The organism is Gimesia fumaroli (genome assembly GCF_007754425.1).
GTDB lineage: Bacteria > Planctomycetota > Planctomycetia > Planctomycetales > Planctomycetaceae > Gimesia > Gimesia fumaroli.
Map to the genome: position 1 here is coordinate 1,436,636 of NZ_CP037452.1, position 25,459 is coordinate 1,462,094.

Annotated in this window: 16 protein-coding genes; 10 read left to right on the plus strand and 6 right to left on the minus strand. The window is 49.6% G+C overall.

What is annotated here, in order from left to right; translation table 11 throughout:
- The first annotated feature begins 53 nt into the window (after positions 1 to 53).
- The 7 genes from Enr17x_RS05610 (at position 54) to Enr17x_RS05640 (ending at position 8,359) form a co-directional block, all read left to right on the plus strand.
- Positions 54 to 917, plus strand: a complete 864-nt coding sequence (locus tag Enr17x_RS05610; protein WP_145306690.1) for an NADP-dependent methylenetetrahydromethanopterin/methylenetetrahydrofolate dehydrogenase — start codon at positions 54 to 56, stop codon at positions 915 to 917.
- A gap of 166 nt (positions 918 to 1,083) precedes the next feature.
- Positions 1,084 to 1,647 carry an RNA polymerase sigma factor gene (locus tag Enr17x_RS05615; RefSeq protein ID WP_198000983.1) on the plus strand — a complete coding sequence of 188 codons (564 nt, stop codon included), beginning with the start codon at positions 1,084 to 1,086 and terminating at the stop codon, positions 1,645 to 1,647.
- Positions 1,644 to 2,252 carry a hypothetical protein gene (locus tag Enr17x_RS05620; protein WP_145306694.1) on the plus strand — a complete coding sequence of 203 codons (609 nt, stop codon included), beginning with the start codon at positions 1,644 to 1,646 and terminating at the stop codon, positions 2,250 to 2,252. Before Enr17x_RS05615 ends, Enr17x_RS05620 begins: the two co-directional genes overlap by 4 nt.
- Before the next feature lie 479 nt (positions 2,253 to 2,731).
- Positions 2,732 to 5,278: a BamA/OMP85 family outer membrane protein gene (locus Enr17x_RS05625; RefSeq protein ID WP_232101063.1), complete on the plus strand. Its 2,547-nt coding sequence runs from the start codon at positions 2,732 to 2,734 to the stop codon at positions 5,276 to 5,278.
- A 152-nt stretch (positions 5,279 to 5,430) separates the two neighbouring features.
- Entirely contained in the window at positions 5,431 to 6,006 is a 576-nt protein-coding gene (locus tag Enr17x_RS05630; protein WP_145306697.1) for a DUF447 domain-containing protein, read from the plus strand.
- A 52-nt stretch (positions 6,007 to 6,058) separates the two neighbouring features.
- On the plus strand, positions 6,059 to 7,042 hold the full coding sequence (locus Enr17x_RS05635) for a beta-ribofuranosylaminobenzene 5'-phosphate synthase family protein (protein WP_145306699.1): 984 nt from the start codon (positions 6,059 to 6,061) through the stop codon (positions 7,040 to 7,042).
- 138 nt (positions 7,043 to 7,180) lie between these two features.
- The gene (locus Enr17x_RS05640) at positions 7,181 to 8,359 is read left to right on the plus strand and encodes a DUF1501 domain-containing protein (protein WP_145306701.1); all 1,179 of its coding nucleotides are present in this window, start codon (positions 7,181 to 7,183) and stop codon (positions 8,357 to 8,359) included.
- 31 nt (positions 8,360 to 8,390) lie between these two features.
- On the opposite strand, the gene Enr17x_RS05645 is transcribed toward Enr17x_RS05640, so the two are convergent.
- From Enr17x_RS05645 to Enr17x_RS05670, 6 genes are all read right to left on the minus strand, one after another.
- The gene (locus Enr17x_RS05645; protein WP_145306702.1) at positions 8,391 to 8,933 is read right to left on the minus strand and encodes a hypothetical protein; all 543 of its coding nucleotides are present in this window, start codon (positions 8,931 to 8,933) and stop codon (positions 8,391 to 8,393) included.
- 94 nt (positions 8,934 to 9,027) lie between these two features.
- Positions 9,028 to 10,293, minus strand: a complete 1,266-nt coding sequence (gene larC / locus Enr17x_RS05650) for a nickel pincer cofactor biosynthesis protein LarC (protein ID WP_145306704.1) — start codon at positions 10,291 to 10,293, stop codon at positions 9,028 to 9,030.
- A 264-nt stretch (positions 10,294 to 10,557) separates the two neighbouring features.
- Positions 10,558 to 11,598, minus strand: a complete 1,041-nt coding sequence (locus Enr17x_RS05655; RefSeq protein WP_198000984.1) for a prenyltransferase/squalene oxidase repeat-containing protein — start codon at positions 11,596 to 11,598, stop codon at positions 10,558 to 10,560.
- 35 nt (positions 11,599 to 11,633) lie between these two features.
- Positions 11,634 to 15,635 (minus strand): hypothetical protein, encoded by a 4,002-nt coding sequence (locus tag Enr17x_RS05660; RefSeq protein WP_145306706.1) that lies wholly within the window; start codon positions 15,633 to 15,635, stop codon positions 11,634 to 11,636.
- 131 nt (positions 15,636 to 15,766) lie between these two features.
- Entirely contained in the window at positions 15,767 to 18,310 is a 2,544-nt protein-coding gene (locus Enr17x_RS05665; RefSeq protein ID WP_145306708.1) for a vWA domain-containing protein, read from the minus strand.
- 13 nt (positions 18,311 to 18,323) lie between these two features.
- A complete protein-coding gene (locus Enr17x_RS05670) occupies positions 18,324 to 20,597 on the minus strand; it encodes a BatA domain-containing protein (RefSeq protein WP_198000985.1) in 2,274 nt (757 codons plus the stop codon).
- A 269-nt stretch (positions 20,598 to 20,866) separates the two neighbouring features.
- Between Enr17x_RS05670 and Enr17x_RS05675 the strand changes: the two genes are divergently transcribed.
- From Enr17x_RS05675 to Enr17x_RS05685, 3 genes are all read left to right on the plus strand, one after another.
- Complete coding sequence (locus Enr17x_RS05675) at positions 20,867 to 22,978, plus strand: FAD-dependent oxidoreductase (protein WP_145306712.1); 2,112 nt, start codon at positions 20,867 to 20,869, stop codon at positions 22,976 to 22,978.
- Between the two features lie 64 nt (positions 22,979 to 23,042).
- Positions 23,043 to 24,581 (plus strand): DUF1570 domain-containing protein, encoded by a 1,539-nt coding sequence (locus Enr17x_RS05680; protein ID WP_145306715.1) that lies wholly within the window; start codon positions 23,043 to 23,045, stop codon positions 24,579 to 24,581.
- A gap of 27 nt (positions 24,582 to 24,608) precedes the next feature.
- Complete coding sequence (locus Enr17x_RS05685) at positions 24,609 to 25,442, plus strand: sugar phosphate isomerase/epimerase family protein (protein ID WP_145306717.1); 834 nt, start codon at positions 24,609 to 24,611, stop codon at positions 25,440 to 25,442.
- Positions 25,443 to 25,459: the final 17 nt, after the last annotated feature.

Below are 25,459 nucleotides of genomic sequence, written 5' to 3' on the forward strand. Positions count from 1 at the left end.
ATTTCTTTGGTCTGTTTCTGATTTCCTGAAATGAATCTTGCTGGGGAATTTTCATGAAAAAAATACTGATTCAACTGGATACCGATGCGCATCCCAGTTCTTTTGACCGCGTGGTTGCCGTCGATTCCGATGTAGACGAAATCATGAGCTACGGCGATGTGACTCCAGTCAATGTCGAACCACTGGTACATGGCGCCATGTTCACACGAGGACCGAAAGAATTACATCATACGGCAATCTTCGTTGGTGGGAGTGATGTCTGTTCCGGCGAAACCTTATCCAAAAAAATCAAAGGGACATTTTTCGGCCCCGTGCGGGTGTCTGTGATGATGGATTCCAACGGTTCCAATACCACAGCCGCAGCGGCAGTCTTAGCAGCCGGAAAACATCTGGATTTTTCTGAAACAACGGCTTTGATTCTGGGAGGAACCGGACCGGTAGGGCAACGCGCTGCACAATTACTCGCAAAGCGAGGGGCAACAGTGATTGTCGCTTCCCGTTCGGAAGAGCGTGCACAGGTAACTTGTGAAGCGGTCAGTGCGATGGTGGATGACGCAAAACTGAAATCATTGTCACTCAAAGACCACAAGCAGATGGAAGAAGCGAACAAGGAAACCAACCTGATTATAGCTGCCGGCGCGGCAGGGGTTAAGCTCATTCCTGCTGCCTGCTGGAAACCGATGAAGCAACTCAAGGTGGTGATCGACCTCAATGCTGTTCCACCCGCCGGGATTGAAGACGTCGACGTGATGGATAAAGCAACCGACCGGGATGGGATTCTCTGTTATGGCGCCATCGGAGTTGGCGGGACGAAGATGAAAATTCATAAAGCCGCTCTTCGTCAGCTCTTCGAAACGAATGACCTGCTACTTGATACGGAAGAGATCTATCAAATCGGTGCCAATATGAATTCATGATGCCTGGAGGGAACCGGCTGAGAAAGAAATTGTTCAGGTTGCATTTCCCTGAAGGGACTCGCTAGAATTGGATTACAGAAAATCGCTTTAAACTCAGAGCGGTATTGCTACTTACAAAACCAGACGGATAAGTTCGGAATCCTCTATGCTGGACGATGCTACTATCATGAAACGCATTTGTGCAGGAGAATATCTTCTGTTCGATGAGTTAGTGATGCGCTATCGTGATCGGTTACTCCGATTCGCCTGGAGTAAATATGGCAAGCACGCCGCTGCGGAAGATCTGGTACAGGAAGCTTTCCTGTCTGCTTTTGCGGCACGCAAGTCTTACAACCCGGAGTTTGCCTTTTCGACCTGGCTTTGGACGATTTTTTTGAATCTGTGTCGTCGGCATTATAAGCGGGAATTACGACACCCCCGTGAACTGGTGCGGTCTTCATTTAACGCTGCTGCCGCGACAGTGGTTCCCGAGCCCAGTTCGTCGGAAACTCCTTTACAGGCGGCGCTCAAGACAGAACAGTTCGAACTACTGGCTTTGTATTTGACAGAACTACCGGAAGTCCAGGCTGATGCCTTGCGGCTTCGTTTTTTTGGCGGCATGAAATTTTCAGAGATTGCGTTAACGATGGAATGCAGTTTGTCTGCGGCAAAAGTACGTGTGAAAAACGGATTGCTTCAATTGTCTCATCGTTTTTCTGAAGGACTTACTTCGGAAGGAGATGTCTCATGAATTGTGACGAAGCGTTTGAATTAATGACTCATCCCACAGATCACCAATGTGAGGAGTTGCTCTGGCATCTGCAGATGTGCCCCCGTTGTCAGCAGATGCAGGAAACTCTTGCACCGGCACTGGAATCATTTCAGCAGATTCTGGATGAATCAACAGATCTGGATGAGTTTGACAAGTTTCCTTCCGATTTTCAGCAGTCAGCAGAGCAGGAATCTCCGTCCATTTTTCCAAAAACCGGGCAACCATTTCTCTCGGCAGAGACGGTCCGCATGGCTGAACAGGCGGCAACACGCTTACGATCAGAGGCTGGCACCAGTCAGAAGCAGCAGACTCCTGCACCAAAGCGGTATCAAAAGCGACTGCTGAATGCGGCATTGATTCTGGTCGCCGGTTTTCTGATGGGGTGGGGGATGTCCCTGGATGCACCAAAGAGTCCACTTTCACCAACTGCCAACAGCCTTCCGGGTCAGCAACCATGCCTCTGGATTGCCCAGCGCGAAAATGGAGCGAACTCGATCTCTCCCAAAACCGAACGCGAACAAGCATCCGTCCAAAGTGTGGTACTCTCCTGTGTAGCTTGCCATTTACAGTCGACTGCTGAATAAGCCCGCGATTTCCCTGATTTACCAGCTTACCGTTAATCCAACAGAGTTTGCTATTTCCATGGGAAACGTGCGAATCAGACGGCAATTCTTGTAATTCTTACACGCTCGAAAGCAAGGCAGCGTACTTTTTTCAATCGAAGTCAGCAAATCTGATGGTCATTGAAAAACTCGTCTTGCGGCTGTTTTCGATTTTCGTTATTTCTACGCAACCCACTTTTTACCAGAGGGTAACTTTCCTGTCTTACACTCCCTTTTCTCATATCCTCCCTGAGATCACAGGGGAATTGAAAAAGAGAATTCCGACCTGTCACATTAAAGTGAACCTCATATCTTTTCTCGCAAAAATTACAATTGGACTCGCCATGATAAGAGGTGTCTTGTCTGACACCAGATGCGGCAACGCATTCAGATGGGCGTTTAGCCTGATCCTGGTACAGATCATATTATTCGGAGCCTGCAGCAACGGGATGACCCCGGTGATGCGCTCAGCCTTCGCGCAGGAAAAAGAACAGCGTTCGGTTTCACTGAACGATCCGCTGTTTGATATTCGCGTGGAAGGTAACGAATCCATTCCAGCACTCGCCATTCTACAAAAAACAAAAATGCAACGCGGCCGACCTGCGACTCGTGATCAGGTTCTGGAAGATGTTCGACTGCTGTTTGCCACACGCTGGTTTTCCAGTGTCCAGCCGGTTTATCGAAAAACCGAGCAGGGACTGGTGCTAATCTTCAAAGTCAAAGAACGTCCGATCGTTGAGAAGGTCGAATTTCGCGGAAACAAAAAAGTCAAAACAAAACGTCTGGCAGCAACCACCGGATTAAAAGTTGGTTCACCCTTTGACGTTTCTGCCAACCTGGAATCCGTGCATCGCTTAAAACAGCTCTACGTCGAACGTGGTTATCGTTTTGCGGAAATCAATTTGAGCAAAGGCGGCGACCCCAACGACCGTGAAGTCATCTTTGAAATTAAAGAAGGTCCTAAGGTTGTTGTTTCCGGTATCAAATTTCGAGGAAACAAATTCGTCAGCTCAGGCGTTCTCAAAACAAAACTGCTTACGAAAAAAGCACCCCTGGGGCTAAGTATTCTCGGAGGAAAATACGATCCTTCCACCGTGGAAGACGATCTGGTCTCACTCAAACAGTATTATAATGGCCTGGGATTTTTCGATGTAAAAATTGACGAGAAAGTCGGCTATAACAAAGACCGTTCTCGTGTGCAGATTGAATACACGGTGAATGAGGGGAAACGCTACAAGATTCGCGATATTCTGATTGATGGAAACAGGATCTTCTCAGAAGATGAAATTCGCAATGATATCAAGCTGGCTTCAGGTGAGTTTTTTAACAGCCGGACTCTCTCGACTGATGTAGAAAAGTTGACCGTCAAGTACGGGGAACGCGGCCACTTGTTTGCCAAGGTCAATCCTGTGCCCCGTTTCCTGGAAGCGCCTGGCGAAGTCGATCTGGTTTATCAGATTAGCGAAGACAAACCCTATCGAATCCGAAAGATTACTCCACATATTTCTGGTGACAATCCTCGAACCAAGAGCTCGGTTTTGACGAATCCGTTATTGGTTGCCCCTGGTGATCTGGCAAATCAGCGTTTGATCACCAAAAGTAAACGCCGCATTGAAGGGGGGAAAGTCTTCCAGGCAGGACCTCAGCAGGGGCCACGTATCAGCGTGACCAAGGTTGACCCTCAGCGCGAACTCGCTGCCATACGCAAGGATGACGTTGTTCGTGGGCAAAACCATGAACGGGAGCAGAACCAGGTTTCCCGGCGCAACCGTTATCAGGCACCGCGAAAGAAACAGGCTCCTCTCAAAACACTTTCCGGCCAGGAAGAAGTCTTCCGGGCACAGAACTATGACAACGGGATTCCGGAAGCTTTGAATCCACTTTTCGGGAACAGCCCTCTGGGTGACCCGATGGGAACCGAATTTCCCCAACAGCAACCTGGCTGGGTGGACTTGGATGTGTATGCTTCCGAAAGTCGCACTGGTCGTTTGATGTTCGGCGTGGGAGTGAACAGTGATGCGGGTGTGGTCGGTTCGATCGTTCTGCAGGAAGAAAACTTTGATATCCTCAGACCACCACGCAGTTTTGAAGATATTCTGGATGGAACCGCCTGGCGCGGTGGCGGACAACGTTTCAGAGCAGAAGCCGTCCCCGGTGATCAGGTCAGCCGTTATCTGGTGAACTGGACTGATCCCTATTTTCTGGATACGAACTTCAGTCTGGGAGTCAGTGGATTCTATTTCACACGCTTTTATACAGACTGGGATGAAGAACGCGTTGGTACCCGTTTGTCTCTGGGACGTCAGTTAACGCAGGAATGGTCTATCAACGGTCAATTCCGCCTGGAAAATGTCGACCTGCGAAATCCACGCACACCAACACCTCCTATCGTACAACAGTCTGTCGGAAATAACTTATTGAATACATTCCGTCTTGCAGCCACGCATGACACACGTGATGCCGCGTTCCTGCCTGCGGAAGGACATATTCTTGAGTTTGCTGCAGAGCAGGCTGTTGGCGATTTCGATTACAGTCGTCTGGAAACAAACGCCAGTCAGTACTTCACGATTTACAAACGACCTGATGGCGGCGGACGCCACATTCTTTCGTTGAGTGCTTCATTGGGTTGGACCGATTCCGATACACCTGTTTTTGAACGGTACTATGCCGGTGGTTTCCAGACCTTCCGTGGTTTCGAATTCCGGGGAGTAACACCTCGTGAAAATGGCGTCGCCATTGGTGGTCGCTGGAGTTTCCTGGGTAGTGCTCAATACATGGTTCCGATTACCGCTGATGAGATGATCCAGATGGTCTTCTTCAGTGACTTCGGTACAGTGGAAGATCATGTTTCTCTCGATCAGTTCCGTGTTTCTGTCGGTGCCGGTCTGCGGTTAACCGTGCCTGCAATGGGGCCAGTCCCCGTGGCGTTGGACTTCTCTGTGCCATTGGCGAAGGAGTCTTTCGACGAAACACAGGTCTTCAGTTTCTATGTCGGGTTTACCCGATAATCTCTCAGTCTGATCTGACCAGTATGCTGTTCTCTCCAGCAAACTGCCAACAGGTCCTGAATTCAAAGCGTTCGCTGGTTTCAACAGAGCTGACTCTGGACTATGATAGTAGCTTGTTAAGTGCATCTATCTTACTTTAGAGAGCAGCGTCGATGATTCTGGAAGGCATTGTAACCAGTCAAAATCAGCAGGGGGAATTGAATATTGCGCCAATGGGGCCTGTGGTGAATCCAGAGATGTCCCAGTTTGTGTTGCGTCCGTTTCAGACATCACGCACATTCAGCAATTTGAAAGAAACCCGTTGCGGAGTCCTGCACGTAGTCGATGATGTTTTATTACTGGCAAAAGCCGCGATCGGCCAGTTGGATGAACTCCCGGAAACATTTCCCGCCGAAAAAATTGATGGGAAGGTTCTGCAGTCTGCCTGTCGCTGGTACGAATTTGAGATTGAGAGCATCGACGAAACCGCGGCTCGTACTGTAATGCAGGCGACTGTGGTACATCAGGGACGGATTCGTGACTATTTCGGACTCAATCGTGCCAAGCACGCTGTATTGGAAGCTGCGATTCTGGCAACGCGGACGCATCTGATTGAACAAAGCGAATTAGAGGCTCAGTATCAGGCTCTAGCGGAAATTGTCAAAAAAACAGCAGGCCCTCACGAAGAGACCGCGTTTTGTTTACTGGAAGAATATATTTCCAAAGCATATGCTGAAATCAAATCGTAATCATTTGTGCTTTCCTATCACTTAATTGAAACAGTCGCAGAAAATATTGATCATGCTACGCGAAGTGAGGATTACAACCGGAAGCCGATTGCATTGGGGGTTGCTCTCACTGGCTCCCACGACGGGCCGCGAATTTGGTGGCATTGGCTTGATGGTTGATGCACCACATTTTGTGCTTTCCGTAAAAGAGTCGTTCGCTGGTCAGGATCACATTACATGCAGTGATGCTTACTACTCAAAAGTTGAAGCGGCTCTTGCTGCGGTACGGAATTATCTTCCTGATTCTTCACAGCCGCGTTTCTTCACATTGGAATTACAATCCGAAATTCCAATGCACTGTGGCTTTGGTTCTGGAACCCAGTTAAGTCTGGCTTTAGCACGTGCGATTTCTTTACTTTCAGAAGAGCAGGAGCAGTCTTCCGTCGAGCTGGCACGGCGAGTCGGGCGTGGGGCTCGTTCAGCGCTGGGAGTTCATGGTTTTGATTGTGGCGGCTTTCTGGTTGAGGGAGGTAAGAGAGACCTGGAGCAGATCAGTCCGCTGGTAGCGCATGCTGACTTCCCTGAAGACTGGAGGATTTTGCTGATCACACCCAAAGATCAGGCAGGTATTTCCGGAACTGTTGAAGTGGATGCAATTCAACGGCTGGGGCCGATGCCTGTTGCCATCACAGAACAACTCTGTCGACTGGTGTTGATGCAACTTCTGCCAGCGGTTCTGACACACGATTTTCCCGAGTTCAGCGCCGGTTTGACCAACTTTGGACGGACGGTCGGTGAGTTTTTCAAGCCCGCTCAGGGGGGCATATATGCCCATCCCCAGATGGCAGAGCTGGAATCACTCTTAATTACTAACGGAATCCAGGGAATCGCCCAAACGTCCTGGGGGCCGACTTTGTCAGTTGTCTGTCCCAGTTCTGCTGAGGCTGACAATGTTTCAAGTCTCTTGTTAGTAGAAGGTTACGGGGAATCGTGTTCTTTGAGAACGGTCAATCCGCTTAATCGAGGCGCCCAGATTCATATCAAAGAGTCTGCATGAACTTATGAATTTGGTTTCGAAGTTTCCAAAACAGGCTGAATTCCAGAGGATGAATTCTTCGACTATAGACCAAGGCTGGTATAATAGTATCACCCCCGAAAAGACATCGTATTCTGAAAAGAACTGGTAAGATAGGTTATGAATTCCAAGCAAAATCAATCCGAAGTTTCCCGCCGGGATTTTCTCCGTGTCGGAAGTTTAAGCTTCGTTGGATTGTCTATGTCCGAACGGGCAGCGTTATCTGCTGCCCAAAATGATCGTTCGCAGAAGAACTGTATTCTGATCATGATGACAGGGGGCGCCAGCCAACTGGAAACATTTGACCCCAAACCGGAAGCACCGGCTGAAATTCGAGGGCCGCTCAAAGCGATCTCAACGTCGGTACCGGGATTGTTGGTGAGTGAAGCCTTTCCGCAACTGGCTCAACGTGCCAGCCAGTTTTCACTCGTCCGTTCTTTGTATCATGATGCAGCGCCCATTCATGAAACCGGATACCAGTTGCTTCAGACAGGCAGGTTGTCAAAAGGAGCATTGAACTATCCCTGTTTTGGCTCTGTCATTTCACGCCAGTTTGGGCCACGCGGCGATGCACCTCCCTTTGTGGTCTTGCCGCGTCTAGTCAGTTCACTGGGCGTGAATATGTACCGCGGTCAGCAGGCTACCTTTCTGGGAGAAGAGTTCGCCCCTGCGACCACCGTTGGCGAGTCTTCTGCCAATGGAGAATATGAGATCAAAATTGAAGGAGAATCGAAGGCCATTCAGCAGCAGTATGGAAAACATCGCTTCGGCCAATTGATGCTGCAGGCACGTCAACTGGTGGAACACGGTACCCGCTGTGTGATCGTCAATTTATTCGATGATCTACATCAACAGTTGACCTGGGATTGTCATGGTACGGGAGCTGGAACTTCCGGAAAAGTCTACGAGTATCGCGATTCATTGGGACCTGCTTTTGATAAAGCGATATCGACTCTGCTCGACGATCTTTCTTCGAAAGATTTACTAGACGATACACTGGTAGTCGCCACTGGTGAGTTTGGTCGAACGCCTCAAATCAACGCGCATGGTGGTCGCGATCATTGGCCTCATGTCTGGTCGGCGTTAGTTGCAGGCGGAGGCACACCCGGTGGTCAGGTGGTGGGAGCCAGCGATGCTCGAGCCAGTGCGCCGGTGGAATGTCCGGTTCACGCGTCCCAACTGACGGCGACGATTTATCATCACCTGGGACTCAATCCCGGCAGCAGTCTGGCACAGCTGAATGATCAGGAACTGAAGCTGGTCGAGGCATCTCCCATCGCGGAATTGATCACCGGGTAAACGGACGGTAGAAACAAAACACAGTTTCTTTTCAAGCGGTCTCTGTGCTGGGAGGCTCGTTTTCTTCAGCTATGATGGTTTCGATTTCAGACTGATCACACTGGAAGCAGTTACTGATTTCTCTTGACGAGAATCCAGCCTGACTCAAGTAGACGATCATTAAGCGGCGTTCTGCAGCCGCGGTGATTTTACGGGAATTATCATAGACTAAAATATCCGGCCCCGGCTCTTCAGATGAGGAAGGCGTTGTCCCCTTGTTCTGTTGAGCTAACGCCAGTTGCTGGCGCAGGCGATTGATTTCTCGATCTGCATCACGCAGCAATTCATCCAGCATATGCAAGCGGTCATCGCTACGGGATTCGACTTCTCTGCCGTACTCGTAGAGTTTGACTTCAAGTTGATCGAGCCGATTCAACTGGCTTTGTTCGCGGGTCGCAATTTCCTTCTGGGCTTCTTCCAGTGGATCTCGTTTGCTGATTCGAGATTGTTCGCGAAAGCTTCTCCTGAGAGACCAGGCGACAAGCAGCATCAACACGCCGGTTATAATGAAATTGGTATCACTAAAGTCAAACATGATTGGCAAGTCATCCTTTACTTCCAAACAAAATTGAATTGACGAAGTTGAATCTAATTAGCTCTGCCGATCTTCCTGATCAAGCTAAGAGCGTTTATCCATGGTCATGGTCATGGTCATGGTCGTGGTCGTGGTCGTGGTCGTGGTCGTGGGGGACATTCGCTTCCGTGTCGAAGGAAGCCGCTGTTTTTTCATCAAACAGGAAAGCAGCCTCGGCAGCACGATAGATGGTTCTGAGCGAGACCTGATGTTTCTCTGCCAGTTTTGCACACGATTCATATTCCGGAGTAAAAATCGTTTGCTGGTTTGGTGCCAGCGAAATTTTTCCTTCCACTTCTCCCCAGGTGGTTTTGACTTGCTGTTGTTGACGGGGACGAATGGAACGCTGCAACTGATGTCGACGGATACCCAGCGTTTCTGTTTCCTGAAACAGAATCGATTCCAGTTTGTCGGCGGATTCTGGTTTGCAAATGAGGCTCAGTATAACAGCCGGGCGGCTTTTCTTCATCTGAATCGCCGTCGTATAAACGTCCAGCGCACCGGCTGCCAGCAGTTTTTGTTTTGTATAGCCAATAACCTCTCCCGAAACATCATCCAGGTTTGTTTCGAGTAGTGTCACATAATCGATATTGCTGGCTAAAATAGATTCGCCGACAAACAAACGCAACAGGTTGGCACGCTCTGGGAAGTTTTTGGTGCCAGCCCCGTATCCAATTTCTTCAATCGTCATGGGAGGCAGCATGGAGAAACGATCAACGAGTGTCGAAATGATAGCGGCACCCGTGGGAGTGGTCAGCTCAGCTTGAACTGGAATGTCGGCCAGGGGGATGCCTTTCAGGAGTTCCGCCGTTCCCGGGGCTGGTACCGTGCAGATGCCGTGATCAATTTTAATCTGACCGTAACCCGTTGGGATCGGGCTGGAAATGATTTGTTCGACGCCCAGCAGGTCGAAGCCGATCGCGACTCCCACGATATCCACGATGGAATCGATGGCCCCGACTTCATGGAAGTGTACTTTTTCAATGGTCGAACCATGCACTTTGGCTTCCGCACCCGCGATCGCGGAAAACAGAGCGAGCGACATCTCGTACTGTTTTGGAGTAAGCCGATCCGACTGTTTTAAGATCTTGACGATATCGTTTAAGTGACGATGGGCGTGTTGCTCGGGATGCTCAATTTGTACTGAAGTCGCATGAAAGCCCCCTTTCATCGTGGAAGAGAATGAGAGCGTGACGCCGGGCAAACCAAGGGAATCAATGCCGGCGATGATCTCGTCTGGGTTCACTCCCGCATCCACAAGGGCAGCCAGAGTCATATCACCACTAATTCCAGTAGAACAATCTAAGTAAGCAATCCGCACGATCAGGTATCCAGGGGAGTCAAGATGGGAAGTAAACGGGTCAGTCGCAACAGCGGATTCTAAAGATAACCGGCTGGTTCTCCAAGGTCAATTCGGTGTTCCCGAACCGAGTTTCATCAAGGTAACTCTATTGATAGCAGACAGATAACCGAAAGGCCTGATTCAGCTGAATCACACCAACAGTTGCGATTTCCAGAAGATTCTAGCGACTGGTCTGATTCCAGAGTCCTTTGATACCGGATTCACCACAGCAGCAGGGTGAATTCAGCGCTGATAGATGGGCAGGTACTGGTATTCGACGGCAAGTGCGAGGACAGCCAGTGTTGTGGCATAGACTTTCCCTGCTTCTTTTTCACTACCTTTGTTCGCCAGCCAACTGCCATCATGCTTTTGCATTTCCAATAACTGGGGAACGATGGTTGCCCGGGTTTTTTTCCAGTATTCTCCCCCCATCTGAAACATGCCGACACTGCAGTAATAGGCGCCATAAAAATAATAAAATTCATCCGGATGTAACGGACGTTGCACGAGATAATCGCCCGCTTGCAGGGCATCCTGTGTATGATGTTTCCCGCAAATTTCCAGAGCGAGAATACCGGTGCCGGTTCGCGTGGCACTGGGGGCTCCGCCGGGTTGATAAGCAAACCCGACATTGTTTCGCCCGCGACAATGTCGCACGTAGGCGACTGCTTTATCGATATGGTCAGCGGAAATATCACAGCCGATATTCTTTGCGGCACGCAGGGCTAATAACTGCCAGCCAGTGACGCTGAGGTCGCTGTCTTTACTGGTTTGGGTGTATCGCCAGCCGCCTGTGTTTCTTTTATCTTTGGAAATATCCTGTGCAGAGACAATCAATTTAATGGCACGTTCCAGAACCTGGCGGCATTTTTTTTCGCGTTCCCCGGTGAGCATACCCGCAACTTCCGCCAGCATCAGCGTACTAATCCCATGGCTATACATCGGTCCGTGACTTTTATGATGCACGACCAGACCATTGTCGATCTGATGAGCCAGTACCCAGTCGATGCCTTTATTGATTTGGTCGCCATAAGGGCCTTCTTCCGGAACATAACCGGCTGCCATGAAAGCCATAATGGCCAGCGAAGTTGCAGCCGTCGATTCTCCATAAGAATTAAATGACCAGGCGCCGGAAGGCTGTTGCGATTTGGATAAAAATTGCACCGCCCGTTGAATACTTGCGTCGAGCTGTTTTTTCTGTTGATCAAGTCCCTGCGCCCGGCAAACAGTAGTCGTTTCCAGGGAGAATCCCAAAAGCAGAAATACGGCCAGCCATCGCGACATGAGTTTTTTCCTATTATTCATAACGCAAAATATTCTTACTTGCTGTCGGATTTGGATTTGGCGATCGCTTCAAAATAATGTTTGATCAAGCGGGCATATTCCGGATCAGTTCGACTGCGAGAGCCCTGAAGAATTTCCGTATCGAGATTGCCGGGAAGTTCACCCCAGTTACGGCTCGACATCGCTTTTAATTTGGTTTTGAGCTGGGAAAAGTCCACACTGGTTTTGGCGCCTCCTCCTTCACTTTCTCCTTGTCCTTTACCAGGTGCCATATTTTTAGAAGCAGTCTGGGACTGTTGTCCTTTACCTGGATCAGAACCCTGTTGGGCTTTCGACTTTAATTCGGTTGCCGCCTGTGAAAGGGATTCCGCAGCCCGTTTGAGTGCTTCGGCTGCTTCTTTGGAAGCAGATGGTTTTCCTTTCTCTGACTGCTGACTCTGGTTTTGAGAATTCTTGGAAGCCTGCTGTTCACTGGATTGTGAATCGTCGCCGGGTTCCGCTTTTGTCTGACTATTCTGATCTTGTCCCTGGGAACCATCCTGTTTTTGTTCAGACGCTTTTGCCTGCTTCGAATCTGAATTCGCATCGCGGGGAGCAGTCTCCTTTTTCTGTGCCATTGTCTGATCGCCGGCATTTTTGAATTCGGGAGTTTGCTCCAACTGCTTCTGTGCGTTTCTTAGTTGTCGGGCAGCATCAGTAACCTGATCGCCTACTTTTTCAGGTACGGGAGACTCTTTTTGAGATTGGGTTCCCGCCTGTTGTGCTTTGCGGGCTGCATCTTGAAGTGCCTGGGCTGCCTGCTGTGCCTGCTCTGCTGCCTGAGACAGATTTTCCGCTGAGAGCCCTTCGACTGCTTTTTGCATCGCCTGGCCGGCTTCGGTTGTTTTTTTCTGTGTTCGTTCGGCCTGTTGACTCTCTTTTTTCAGACTGATCGGATCGGTTTCCAGTTTTTCAGAAGTCTCTGCCAACTGCTGGGATAACGCCTGTGTCTGTTGGGCGAGGGCTTTCTGTGAATTCTTCAAGGCTTCCTGACGCATTTCTTCCGAGTTGGAAGCCTGCGCCAGTTTTCCTGCTAACTCCTGTTGCAAGTTAGCCATTTGTTCGGCCTGTTCCAGGAAGGCATCGCGTTCTGTCGATTCTTCTTTTTTGGACTGTTGAGCCTGCATCATCGCCTCGGCCATTTTCGCTGCGCGGTTAGCGGCCTGACTTGCTTCATGAAGTTGGCCGGTATTAGCTGCCTGCTGTGCTTTGATCGCTTCTTCTGCGAGTTGTGTCGCTTTGCGGGTCGGCTCCGATTCGGGACCAAATTGTTGTGCGGTTTCTAGAGCAAGATTGGCTGCTGCCTGGGCCAGCATCTGCTGCTGTTTTTGTAAATTGCGGACGGATTCCGCTTTAGCCCGTGATGGTTCACCACTCATGTTGGCTTCGGCCGGTTGGACGTTGGCCGCTGGTTCTGCATTGGCGGCATTTGAGGCGGCTGTCTGTGGTTCGTTCCCGTTGGCAGCCGGCGGTGAAGCTTGCCCGGAAGGCGTCGCTTCTTGTGGGGCCGCCTGTTGTTGGGGGGCAGCGGCATCTGGCCGGCTCGCTGCGACCGGCGCCTGCTGCTGAATCGCTTCAGCCAGCTGTTGTTGGGGTTCAACCAGCTGTGAGGTTTGATTAACCAGTGAATCGAGTTGTTTTAGCTGATGGTTACGAGCAGCATCAACCAACTCGGGTCTGCGTTCTAAAAGCTTGTCCAGATCCTTCGCGAGGCTGGCCTGGCGGTGTTTCAGTTCCGCTTGCAGATTCGCCAGTTCCTTTTCCATTTCCGGTGTCAGCTTCTGATGAGGCTGATCCTGCTGTTGTTCTGGTGATGGAGGATTTTGCTCATTTTTTTCTCCCGCCTGCGGTTGCTTGTTGTCTGATTTGGCCTGGGGTTGCTGAGTTGTGGACTCCAGTTTATCGTTGAATGCCAGCAGGTCATCGGCGAGATGGTCGGTCTCTTCCGCAAGTCGGTTCAAATTCAGTAAATCATTTTCCAGTTCCACCAGTTTTTCATACTGTTGAACAAGATTCTCGAGTTTTTTCTCGGTAGCGGTCATGGCTCGGGGCACGGGTTTCAGGTCGGCCTTCGCCTGTTTGACCGTTTCTGAGCTCGCCGCAGATTTCAATGTGTCATGATTCTTAACGAAATCGGTTCGCGCCACATCTTGTGTTTGTGCTGCCAGTTTCTGATAGAGGGGAAGTTGCAGAAACTCATTTGCCACATTTTCCAGTTGCTGGGCGAGCTTGCGTTCCTCTTGTGTCATTTTTTGCAGTTCAATCTGATCGCCGGCAGCAAGTTGATCCTGCTCTTTTAATTTTTTCAGATCGGCAATCTTTTGATCTACGTTCTGCTGATGTTCTTTATAGTCCTGTTGAATTTTTCTCAGTTCATCACGTAATTTTTGCTGGCGGGAAATGACGCCTGCCGAAAGCTGCTCTTCCGCGTTTTTATCAATTCCGAAGACACGGGGTGTCGACCAGACCACATTGGGAGAGGGAACCTCGCGGTTGTCGACTGCACGTACGCGATAGGTGAAAATATCAGCCTGCTGTGCCTGCAGGTCAGTAAGTGGAATCTTGAATTCATAGGCCACGGAAGCGGTGCCCAGCAATTCGGCGGGAACTTTAGTGATGGTTGCTTTTTCATCCAGTTTCTTAACATGGATTTCCAGTTCTTCGACAGAAAAATCGTCAATGACTTTGACGGGTACCGTCAGGCTGTCCTCTGGTTTGAAAAACTCCGGCTGATCATAGATCGAGAGTTCAATTTCCGGTGCGCGGTCAAGCACCACTTTGACCAGATGTTCTGATGTCTGTGTCTGTAGATTGCCTTCTTGACCTGTGAGTGCGATATGAAACAGAAAACTCTTTTTGTGAACCGGGAATTCTAATTGGGCGGTCAGCAGGTCATCACTCAAAACAAACAATTTCTGCTCAACCGGGGGACGTTCTTCTGGATTCGCACCAGATGTATAAAGCTGGTACTGAAGTATTGCTTCTGAAACAGGGCGATCAAAGGTCAGATTGATCGTGAGCTGACTCTGTTCGAGGACACTGATTTCGCTGGGAAGAACCGTCATTTCCTGTTGTTTCGTCTGGGTGTATTCAGGCGAAACGATGGTTAACTGAGTCTCTAAAATTGAAGGTGGCTCTGCGATTTGGATTGCATATTGTTTGCTGCGGCTGCGATCAGTCGTGATTTTATATTGGAATCCCGTCAGTAGACGCGAGAATTGAGTCAGGTAATGGCCGGCTTCCGGATCCAGATCCATCCGTCGCGAAAATTGTTCTCCCTTGGCATCTTCCCATTCAATCCAGACTTCACCGATTGTCCCGGGTTGTTTGGTGTGCCAGTGTGGGATAGCGATAATTTGCAGATCTTCACCGCGGGCAACCGTTTCATCGCCGGGTTGTACGTCAAAGTACAGCGAACTGACTGTCGCGAAATTTCCCCAGGGAATGACACTCCGCGAGAGTAGCAGACGATAAGCGTCAGGCCAGATCAACAGTGGCGTCAAAAAAATCAATAGAGCAATGCCCGCACTCATGATAAAACGCATTGCGCGATCAGAGGGGACTGTGTCAGAAATATTGAAGGTCGTCAACGAAGCAATGGTTTCTCTGGCCAGACGCTCTCGCATCACAACCGAACTGGATTCATTTTGTGCGGTGGATAATTCCAGTACCGATGTCAGCCGTTCGTTCAGAGCAGACTGCGATTCTTCTACAATCGCAGCTAATTCTACCGGCGTTCTTTTATGAAAGACGCGACGCAGCATCGCAAACCAGACACAGGCGACGAGTACCGTGACAGAAAACGAACTCAATACAATCCGCGCCTTCGTACCCAGAGAAAACAGAAAGTCCAGACTGATCTGCAACGTGACCAGACAGATCAGAACGAGTACAATGAAACCCATGCCTCGAAGCAGAGCCAGAGAGCGGATTCTACGATCGAGTTGGTTCAACTGACGTTTCAGTTCATTAACAAAATGATCTAACTGCCCATCCATAGTTTGTCTCAGCAGAAATGGTGGTTGAATGATTTTGAGGCGAACGGCCCTTGCAGACCGGGTACCCTGATATTGTAACAAGATCTGGTGTGAAATCGTGCTGAAAAAGCCGTTTGGAGCCTAAAATCTTGTCAAGGCAAGCCATTCAGTTTGCGAATCGCCCATTCTACCGTAAGAATCCCCATGATCAGGGTCAGAATCAGCCAGTGGTCCCAGAGAGAAATTTCGTCCTGACTGGTCGTTTCCTGGCTTAAATTGGGCAATAGATCCAGCAGTTGATCGAGAGTCCCGGGTGTCAGCATTTTGCCGCCACTGGATTTTGCCATTTCCGATAGCAACTGTGGGTTCGAAGTCAGATTGCCCAGTTCAATGGTTTTAATTTCATGGACGAACAGCGGTGTCGTGATCTCTTTTCCCTCCGCAACTTCAGGCGAGGTGATCAGTTTCAGCTGGTATTCTCCGGCAGGAAGTGAGGGCAGGTTTGCTTCATGGATCACTGGTTGGTTCTTTTGCCTGTTGAGATCAAATGAGGCAATGACTTTGTCTGGCTCGGATGCTTTGGAGATGGTCACGCTGGTTTTCACATCCGGGAATCGGTTCAGATATTCCTGGGTCCAACGTGCCGTCGCAGTCGTGATTTCTCCGGCATCAATGTCAGTCTTGCTCAGACTGAATTTGACGAATTCATTGCCGGCGGATGCTTTGTTGCGGGCAGCCCAGCGCGCCAGTTGTCCCCAGAAGCGGTGGTGATACCGGTCTCCTACTCGATACCGCCAGCGCCAGGTGCTGTCGATGCCGATCCAGATCACTTTTCCGGAACCGTATTGCCGTTGAATGATCACCCCATCTTTCTCTTCATCGAGTGGCGCATTGAACGGTGAAATACCATAAGCCAATACCGAAGCGCCCGGTTTCAATTCTCCCTGCAGGAACCAGAGGTGTCCTGGAAGCTGTTTCCAGATATCCCGGTTGGTTGCCGGATTCACGTCAAACTGGAACAGCGGTTCTGCTTCTCCTTCGGGCGTCAGTTGCAGCCGCATGCCTCGCTCGGCGGGAGGTACTTTGAAGTTTCCCTGGTTCCAGTCGACCACTTTCAGATTTTTGAGCGGCAACAGTTCATTCAGAATTGGAGATTGGTGTGCCAGAGGCAGATATTTCTTCCCTGCCAGCAAAACCAGTGTTCCTCCCTGATCGGCGACGAAGGTCTGGATGTGCTCCCAGTTTTCCAGATGCTCTGGTGAAACATCGCCGATGATAATCAGGTCTTTATCTGCGAAGGGATGGGTTTTTTCTTCCAGGTTCAGCTGTTCGTTATCGGGTTGGGTTTTAATCAATAATTGATTCGGAAAAAATGGCTGCGGCAGGAGCCCCATATAAGGTTGCTCAAACAGAACCTGCTGCAGCTCAATCCGTTTGTCACGTTCCAGAGCGTTATGCAGAAACCGGAATTCCCACCTCGCTGTTTCTTCGACCAGCAACACACGCGATTTATCATCTACAATATTGATTGCGAAGCTCTTTTCATTGTTGTCATCGCGGGTTTCTCCCGGCAGGAGATTCGTTTCGACTTTGAATTCCTGTCGCCCCAGTGTTCCGGAATTGAGTTCAAATTCAAGCAGTTTGCTGATGCCCTGAGACTTAAAATTTTTCACAGCCACTTCGCGGTCGTTCTGTTTCAAGACCACGCGCACTTCCTGGCCTTCATAGCCGCTGGTACCAATGCGGGCTTTGAGTAACGGTTTGTCGTCTTTGAATGCCGTTTGAGGATAATCGAGGGCAGCAACCGAAATATCTTTCGGCTGATGCGAAGAACCCAGAATCACAGGGTAAACCGGCACCTGCATTTGCCCCAGTTGCTCCGCCGTGGAGACCGGATTGAGCTGGCTGTTGTCGCGACCATCTGTGAGCAGGATATATCCGGAAATTGGTGAGGCTCCGGATTCACTACTACCCGTGGAGGCTTTGAGCGCCTGCGAGAGGTTAGATAAGCCCATATGGACCTGATCCGGAACTTGATCGAGCCCGGTTTCCAGTGTTGTTTTCTCAGCCGAAACCGCCTCGCCGGCAAACAGGACGAGGTCGACCTGTCCCCGCTGCTGCAGTTTCTCCAAAATCGGATTGGCAGGATTCAATAACAGTTTTTGTGCAATTTCCTTACGGGACAGTTTGTCAATTTCCGCAAAAATTTCTTCAAGATTCTGTTTGCGACTAGCCCCGAGTTGAGCTCTTTTCTCCGGATTAGCCGTTTCGCTTTCATCGACCCACGGCGGTTCCTGTTTTAAAGAGTACGCGTTTTCCCAGCGATCCAGTCGATCGTTAATCTGATCGTTGCCGATCATTTTCAACGCTCGTGCCAGTTGCAGCTTTTCCAGATCACTGGCATGACGATCCTGGGTGTTCATACTGTCGGAGACATCGACGGCAACAACCAGCCGCCCTGTTTTTTCCGTATTGAAAGACCAGGTCAGTACCGGTTCCAGAAATGTGAGCAGAATGAAGATGAGTGTTGTCACGCGCAGCGCGATCAGTATATTTCCTACTTTAGGCGCAACCAGCCGTCGCTCGTAGCGAAAGAGCAGGACAATGGTGACCAGCGCGAGCACGACGGCGCAGACGCTGACAATCGTCCATCCGCTCAATTCGAAACTGTTAAACTGGAAGTGCCGTTCACTCATGTCAGCAAAGATCTTAAATAGTAGAATCGGGGGGATTATTATCAGATAGAGTGGCATGTCCACCCTGTACCAGTCGTCTTGTCAGAAATAGCTCTCCCACCATTAGCAGCAGGAAGATCAATAATAAAACTCTCCAAAATTCCGTTTCCGAAACGTCTGAAAACATCGCCTGTTTCAGTTCATCGAGTGTTTTGAAAAATGTCAAATGATAATCGTCACTCAAATTTTTCTGTTGCGCTTCGGTGAGTGGCGTCAGATCCGATTCACTGCGGTCAAAATTCACGACAAAGCGATCAGATTTCAATTCGGTTTTCACGCCTTGTTTGGGATTCAGAGCATAGATGCCAGGCAGCGACGTATTTTGAGATTGAAATGTTGCCCCGTTTGCAGAGGGATCAATCGTACCGATTACCGGATTGTTGTTCGGGTCAAGAAATTCGAACTGTTCGATTGTTGTCTTGGCTGGTACCGGGACGACGATGGGTTCGTCAGTATTAATGTTGCGGAACACGCGCCCCGAAGAGAGTTCGAACACGGCTTCATGCAGAAAGGGAACATAATCGGGTTTGGTCGGCAGATTATTCCAGTCGGCATCCAGTGATGACGTCAGCAGCAACACGCGACCGCGCTCGTGGTTCATTAAATACAGCAGCGGTTTGTCATTACTCAGTTCAGCGATTTTGACAGGCGTTGATCGCGGTTTGGTCTCCGATTTCTCAGCCTGTTCTTCAGGAAGTTCAACGGCTGCATCAAGCACTTCGACATCCCACCAGTGGTTAAACCGGGCTGATGTCAGGCCGCTGGCGTATTCACCGCGAAAGCGAGTGAGCCAGGGAGTTTGCAGGCTATCTGAGTTGATTTGAATCAAATTGCCAAAGTCGATTCCCGGATTCGATTCATTCGCTTTGAGCTCAACGGGGATCAAGCCTTCCGCGTGAAATAACAGTTTTTGATATTGCTCGGGGTTGATCTGATCTCCGAGCGCAATCATCACGCCTCCCCCTTCGTGATTGACAAAGTCAATCAAATCGCCCGCTTGTGTTTCGGTGAGGGTGTCCACATTAGCCAGAATGACGACCGCTTGATTTTTTAAGATCTCGGCATTCAATTGTTCTTTTTCAATGATGGTCGTCTGGATCCAGGGGGTACGATTTGTGGGAGCCATGAGTGCCAGATTAGCAAAAAAGACTTCGCTGCGTGTGGGGTCAAAACTGGGGGTGCCATCGACCAGCAGTACCGGCAGGGCGCTGGTGACATGCAAGGCCGCATCGGAACGATCATCGCCCGGAAGTTGATCCGGTTCCAATACAACGCTGACGACGTGGGTTCCTTCGTCTTCGAAGCGATGCTGGAATTCGATGGCGGATTCGCCATGATTTTCAATTTTCACTGATTGTGTTTTTTCATTGATCCGCTGGCCATCGATTTCAAAATAGACCGGAGAGATCAGCGATGGTTCAGGGCCATCGTAGCGGATGGTGGTCGCGATTTTTACGGGGAGATTTTTCACACAGACCTCACGGGAGACGGTTAATTTCTCGACCCGTAAATTGGATTGAACCCCCTGATTCTTTTCTCCTGCGACATTAGTCGCCCATAGATCAATGGGGACCGCCGATTGCTGCAGCAGGTCATTCACCTGATCCCAGAGAATGGTGTCTTGTGGAGACCAGCAGAACGCCTGGTCGTCCGTGAGGACAATAATTTCCCGTTCCAGATTCGATGTTGTACTCAGAGTCTGAATGGCTTTGGAAACCGAATTGGCCAGATTGGATGAACCGGAGGGGGGAGGCAGCTGATTCAACTTTTCCCGCACCAGTTCGAACTGATGCGTGGGAGACTCGGTCACGAGTCGCGGTTGGTCGCGGGCATCAATGACGGTAATGGTATCTCCCGAGTTCAGTTCTTCCATAAAACGGTGAATCCATTGTATGGCGGCAGAATGCGGCGTGGTCGCTTCTCCCTCCCAGCCCATACTGTAGGAACCATCTATAATGAAGACCACGTCTCGCGATTGTGTGGAGATAAATTTTGATAAAAAGCCGCCAGAGATCCAGGGACGCGCGAGCGCAAACGTGATGAGTGCAATCAAGAGCATGCGAATAGCCAGCAGCAGCCAGCCTTCCAGACGAATGCGGCGCCGGGTGCGTCGACCCAGTTCCAGAAACTGCATCGCTCCCCAGTGTACGATGTCGTAGCGCTTACGACTAAGCAAATGCACTAGGATGGGTAATGAAATCCCCAGCAGGCCGAGTAGCATCATCGGATTGAGGAAATCAAATATCATGAATGCCTGCTGTGTCTGGGGGATGAATGAGGAACGGATACACGGGGTGTTCCCAAAAAGGAACATCCTTCATTATATGTAGGAATCGTCGTAAATGGTATTGCTTACACAATTAACAATTTAAGTCTGGCATAAATACAGTTTTCGGGCGAACCGGTTTTTAAATCCCTGTTCAAGGATTATGATGGACTGAACAGGGGCATGTAAACATGTCAGCTGGTTTTTCACATCCGATTAATTAACTCCGTCATCGTAGTGAGGTTTAGGGAATGCTCTCTGTTTATACGAAAATGGTCCGCCCCGCGTTAGTAATGATTCTGTTATTCGTCGTTACTACGACAGTGAATGCGAAGGAAATCAAGCCGAGCCAGGTACAGCCTGCTTATGATGTTGTCGTCTACGGTGGAGCCTCCGGAGGGATAGCCGCGGCCCTTCAGGCAAAACGAATGGGGAAATCTGTGTTATTAATCGAGCCGGGAAGCCATCTGGGAGGGTTGTCTTCCGGAGGCCTGGGGGCGACGGATATTGGAAATAAGGCGGCGATCGGGGGGATTGCCCGCGAGTTTTACAGCGCATTGGGTACGCATTACAGTCAACCTGAATCCTGGATCTATCAGAAAGCATCCGAGTATCAAAGCCGTCGCAAAAAGAGTAATGAAGCGGAAATGTGGACGTTCGAGCCACATGTAGCCGAAGCAACATTTGAAAAAATGCTCGATGATGAGTCGGTGCCGGTTTTAAAACGTCAGCGTCTGGACCTGAAGCAGGGTGTTCAAAAACAAGGGGCACGCATCGGTTCCATCAAAATGGAAAGTGGTCTGGTCATCAATGGTAAGGTATTCATAGATGCAACATACGAAGGTGACCTGATGGCGGTTGCCGGCGTATCCTACCATGTCGGACGTGAATCAAATGTGACATATGGTGAAACACTCAATGGAATTCAAACTCAAAATGCCGTTTATCATCAGTTTATCAAACCAGTTGATCCGTATGTCATCCCCGGTGATCCGAAAAGTGGTTTATTGCCGGGAGTCCAGCAGGAAGGTCCCGGCGGTGAGGATGGCGAAGGCGATCATCGCGTGCAGGCTTACTGTTTTCGGATGTGTACGACCGATGTTCCAGAAAATCAGCGGGAGTGGGTGAAACCCGACAATTATGATCCACTGCGTTATGAACTATTGCTGCGAAATTTTGAAGCAGGCGACCATCGTGCTCCCTGGGCACCCAGCCTGATGCCGAACCGGAAAACCGATACGAATAATAACTTTGCGATCTCAACTGATAATATCGGGATGAATTACGAATATCCAAATGCCGACTATCAGAAGCGTGCGGAGATTATTCAGGAGCATTTAACCTACCAGCAGGGACTTATGTGGACGCTGGCGAATTCCCCTCGGGTTCCCGCAGCAGTTCGCAAGAAGTTTCAGACCTGGAAGCCGGCCAAAGACGAATTCCAGGATACAGAGGGCTGGCCGTTCCAGCTTTACATTCGCGAAGCGCGGCGGATGATTTCGGAATATGTGATGACGGAAAAGAACTGTATGTCCGAAATCGTAGCGGAAGACAGCGTAGGAATGGCCGCTTACACAATGGACTCGCACAATCAGCAGCGTTATGCCATCAATGGAAAAACATTGAATGAAGGCGACGTCCAGGTGGGGGTGCCGCATCCTTATCCGATTTCCTATCGTTCGATTCGTCCGAAAAAAGCAGAATGTGAAAACCTACTGGTTCCGGTCGCGATGGCCGCATCGCACATCGCCTATGGTTCGATTCGTATGGAACCAGTCTTCATGGTGCTCGGGCAATCCGCGGCGACAGCCGCCTGTCAGGCCATCGATGCGGACAAAGCTGTACAGGATATTGACTATCCCCAGCTGCGCAAGCGACTATTACAGGATAAACAGGTTCTGGCCTGGAATGGTCCGCGACGTGTTCCCCCGATTCGCGTTGCTCAACTAAAAGGGATTGTAGTTGATGACCGGGATGCCAAAGCGACGTTAGGCTGGAAAAAAAGTTCATCGAATACTCCTTATGTTGCGTATGGATATCAGCATGATAGCGATAGCAACAAGGGGGAAATGCAGGTCACTTTTTCCGCGAACATCCCCGAAAGCGGTTTGTACAACGTTCGCGTTTATTACGCACCTAATTCCAATCGAGCCACAAATACCCCCTATACCGTCCAGCATTCCAATGGTTCCAAAACGATTCTGGTGAATCAGCGACAAAAACCGAATCAAGGTGAATATCATTCACTGGGAAGATTTGCGTTTGAAAAAGGAAAACAGGAAGTTCTGGTGATTACCAATAAAGGGACCAACGGGCATGTCATTGTCGATGCCTTGCAACTGGTTCCCATAAAAACGAACTAAAAACGCCCAGAGACTGTCCATTAGCATTATCTGGTAATAATGAATTAACGACATAAGGAAAACCATGCGAAACGGCATTTTCAAATACATTGTAAGCCTGCTGATTTTTACCTTCACTTGCACTTTGGGGATTACCAATCTTCAGGCTGACCTCTTCACATACGTGGATGAGTCGGGCAAGACCGAGACGATTGAAGCAACGCTCTACGGTTCGGGGAAATATCGTGGAGAGATGCAGCATGGCCTGTTGAAACCAGATGGCTATCTGGAAATGGTGCCGCAGGGGAAAATTAAAAAACGGGTTCTCAAAGCAGCACCGCAACCGCTGACTGCCGAGCAGATGTCGGAGGGGTTGTTGAAAAAGTTTGGTAGTGAAAAATTCCGCTTTCATCTACAGGAGCCGTTTGTCGTTGGCGTTGTGCTGGCGGCGCCACTGGATGGTTCTGATAGAACCGAACTACGCGTTAAAACGTTCCTGGAAAAGGCAGGGCGTTTCATGCATAACGTGGAGGTCATCTTCGAGACCTATGCCCGAAAGATGAATATTGATCTGAAGGAATATGAGTTTCCGATGGCGATGCTCATTTTCGAGTCGGATGACGATTTTGAAAAATATGCCAAAGAAACGTCTTCGCTCGGAGAAGGAGTTGAAAATGTACTCGCCTATTATTCGCATATTTCCAACAACCTGATTCTCAGAATGAGTGAGTGCAGTTCTTTTGAAACGCCGTTACACGAAGCCATTCATTTGCAGACAACCAATCGCGGAGTTGCCAAGCGGCTGGCGCCGGTTCCGTCCTGGTTTATGGAAGGCATTGCCACTGGTTTTGAAGGCAAAGGGGATCGTATAAATGTCAGTCCTGATCGAATTAATTCTCATTATGCGTTGCTTTCTGGAGTCGCTAAATTATTGAACTGGGGGCATGTGGTTTCCTACAATGGTGCCTTCAGTGGAAGTATTTTATCTGGCGATGCCTACGTCCACGCCTGGGGATTACATTGGATGCTGGTTACCCAGTATCCGAAAGAATATGTCGAATACATAAAAAATATTTCATCAAAAGAGCCCTTCGAAAAATTAACGCCGAAGGAGCAATATGATGAGTTTGTCGAAATCATGAAAGTTCGTCCGGAATCCCTGCATCTCCAGTTTAAGGTGAAACTGGTGAGAGCAATTCTGGATCAAAAAGTGAAATTGCCCCCCTTGGATGATCGAACTGTGCATCTGGAAAAACACAAACAGGAGATGGCCATCGTGAAAATGACGGCAACCTCCTATTCACGTCTTGCGCCGCCTCGCATTGAAGGCTGGCTACAGAACATCTCGCCATTTCGTCCGATGACGTTTCATGTCACCGTACAGACTGATGCGGGCACCTATGCAGAGTGGTATTTACCGGAAGTGGGAATTCGCAAGAAAATCAAACTGAAAGCAAAGAATGCTGATCAATTGATGCGTGGCGGCAGAGGAGGCAGTTGGCAAACGTACCACGTGGAAGTTGAGTCGGCTTATCCCAATAGTGAAATTGCTAAAGAATGGGCTGCGGGGAAATTGCCTGTTCCCGTTGTTTCTCGTAGAGTACAAGTTACTCCCTCAAATTGATTCCGAAGATGAATTGAAGGCCATACGATGAAACTGTCACTTTCAGTGAGGATCGCTGAAGCTGCCTGCAAGACGAAATTAAACATCCCCTTTTCAGAAATTACTGCGATCGCTGCCGACTTGGGATATTCTGCATTGTGTATGCGTGCCAGCGTGGCAGGCGTGCATAGTTCGCAAGAAGAGTTGGAACAGGTTCGTTCTATTGTTGATCAGGCGGGGCTCGTGGTTTCCATGGTCACTGCCGACTTAAATATCCCACAAAATAACGACCAGGCGCCCGATGCTCTTAAAAATATTGAACCCAGTCTGCACGTGGCAGAAGTTCTGGGCAGCCGCATGGTTCGTATTTGTTTGAAAACCGAGGCAGATATTGTCCATGCGCAACGGGCCGCGGATCAGGCTGCGGAGCGGGGAATGCAGCTGGTGCATCAGTTTCATCCTGCTTGTCTGTTTGAAGAAGTCGAACGATCGGTTGCTGTTCTCAAGCAGATCGATCGTCCCAATGTTGGTTTGATTTATGAACCGGCAAGTCTGCTGATGTGTGGTCAGGAATACGGCGAAGCAACATTGAGACAGATACTACCCTGGCTGATGAATGTTTATGTGCAGAATCTGGTGATCACCGATGATGGTCCGGATCATCTGGAAACCTGGTGTCTGGGAGATCGCCCGTTCCAGCTGTTGTCTTATTGGGACGCGAGTGGGCGTGGGATTGATTTTCAGAAAGTGGTCGATGGACTACAGGCGGTTGGCTATGACAGCTTTTTTACCGTACATCAGGCAGAAGGCATTGTGACGGCTGATGATGCCCGCGCGTATGCGGTGCAATGTAAAGAATGGGTTGATTCACTTTGTTCATAAGTGGTACAAGCAATTCC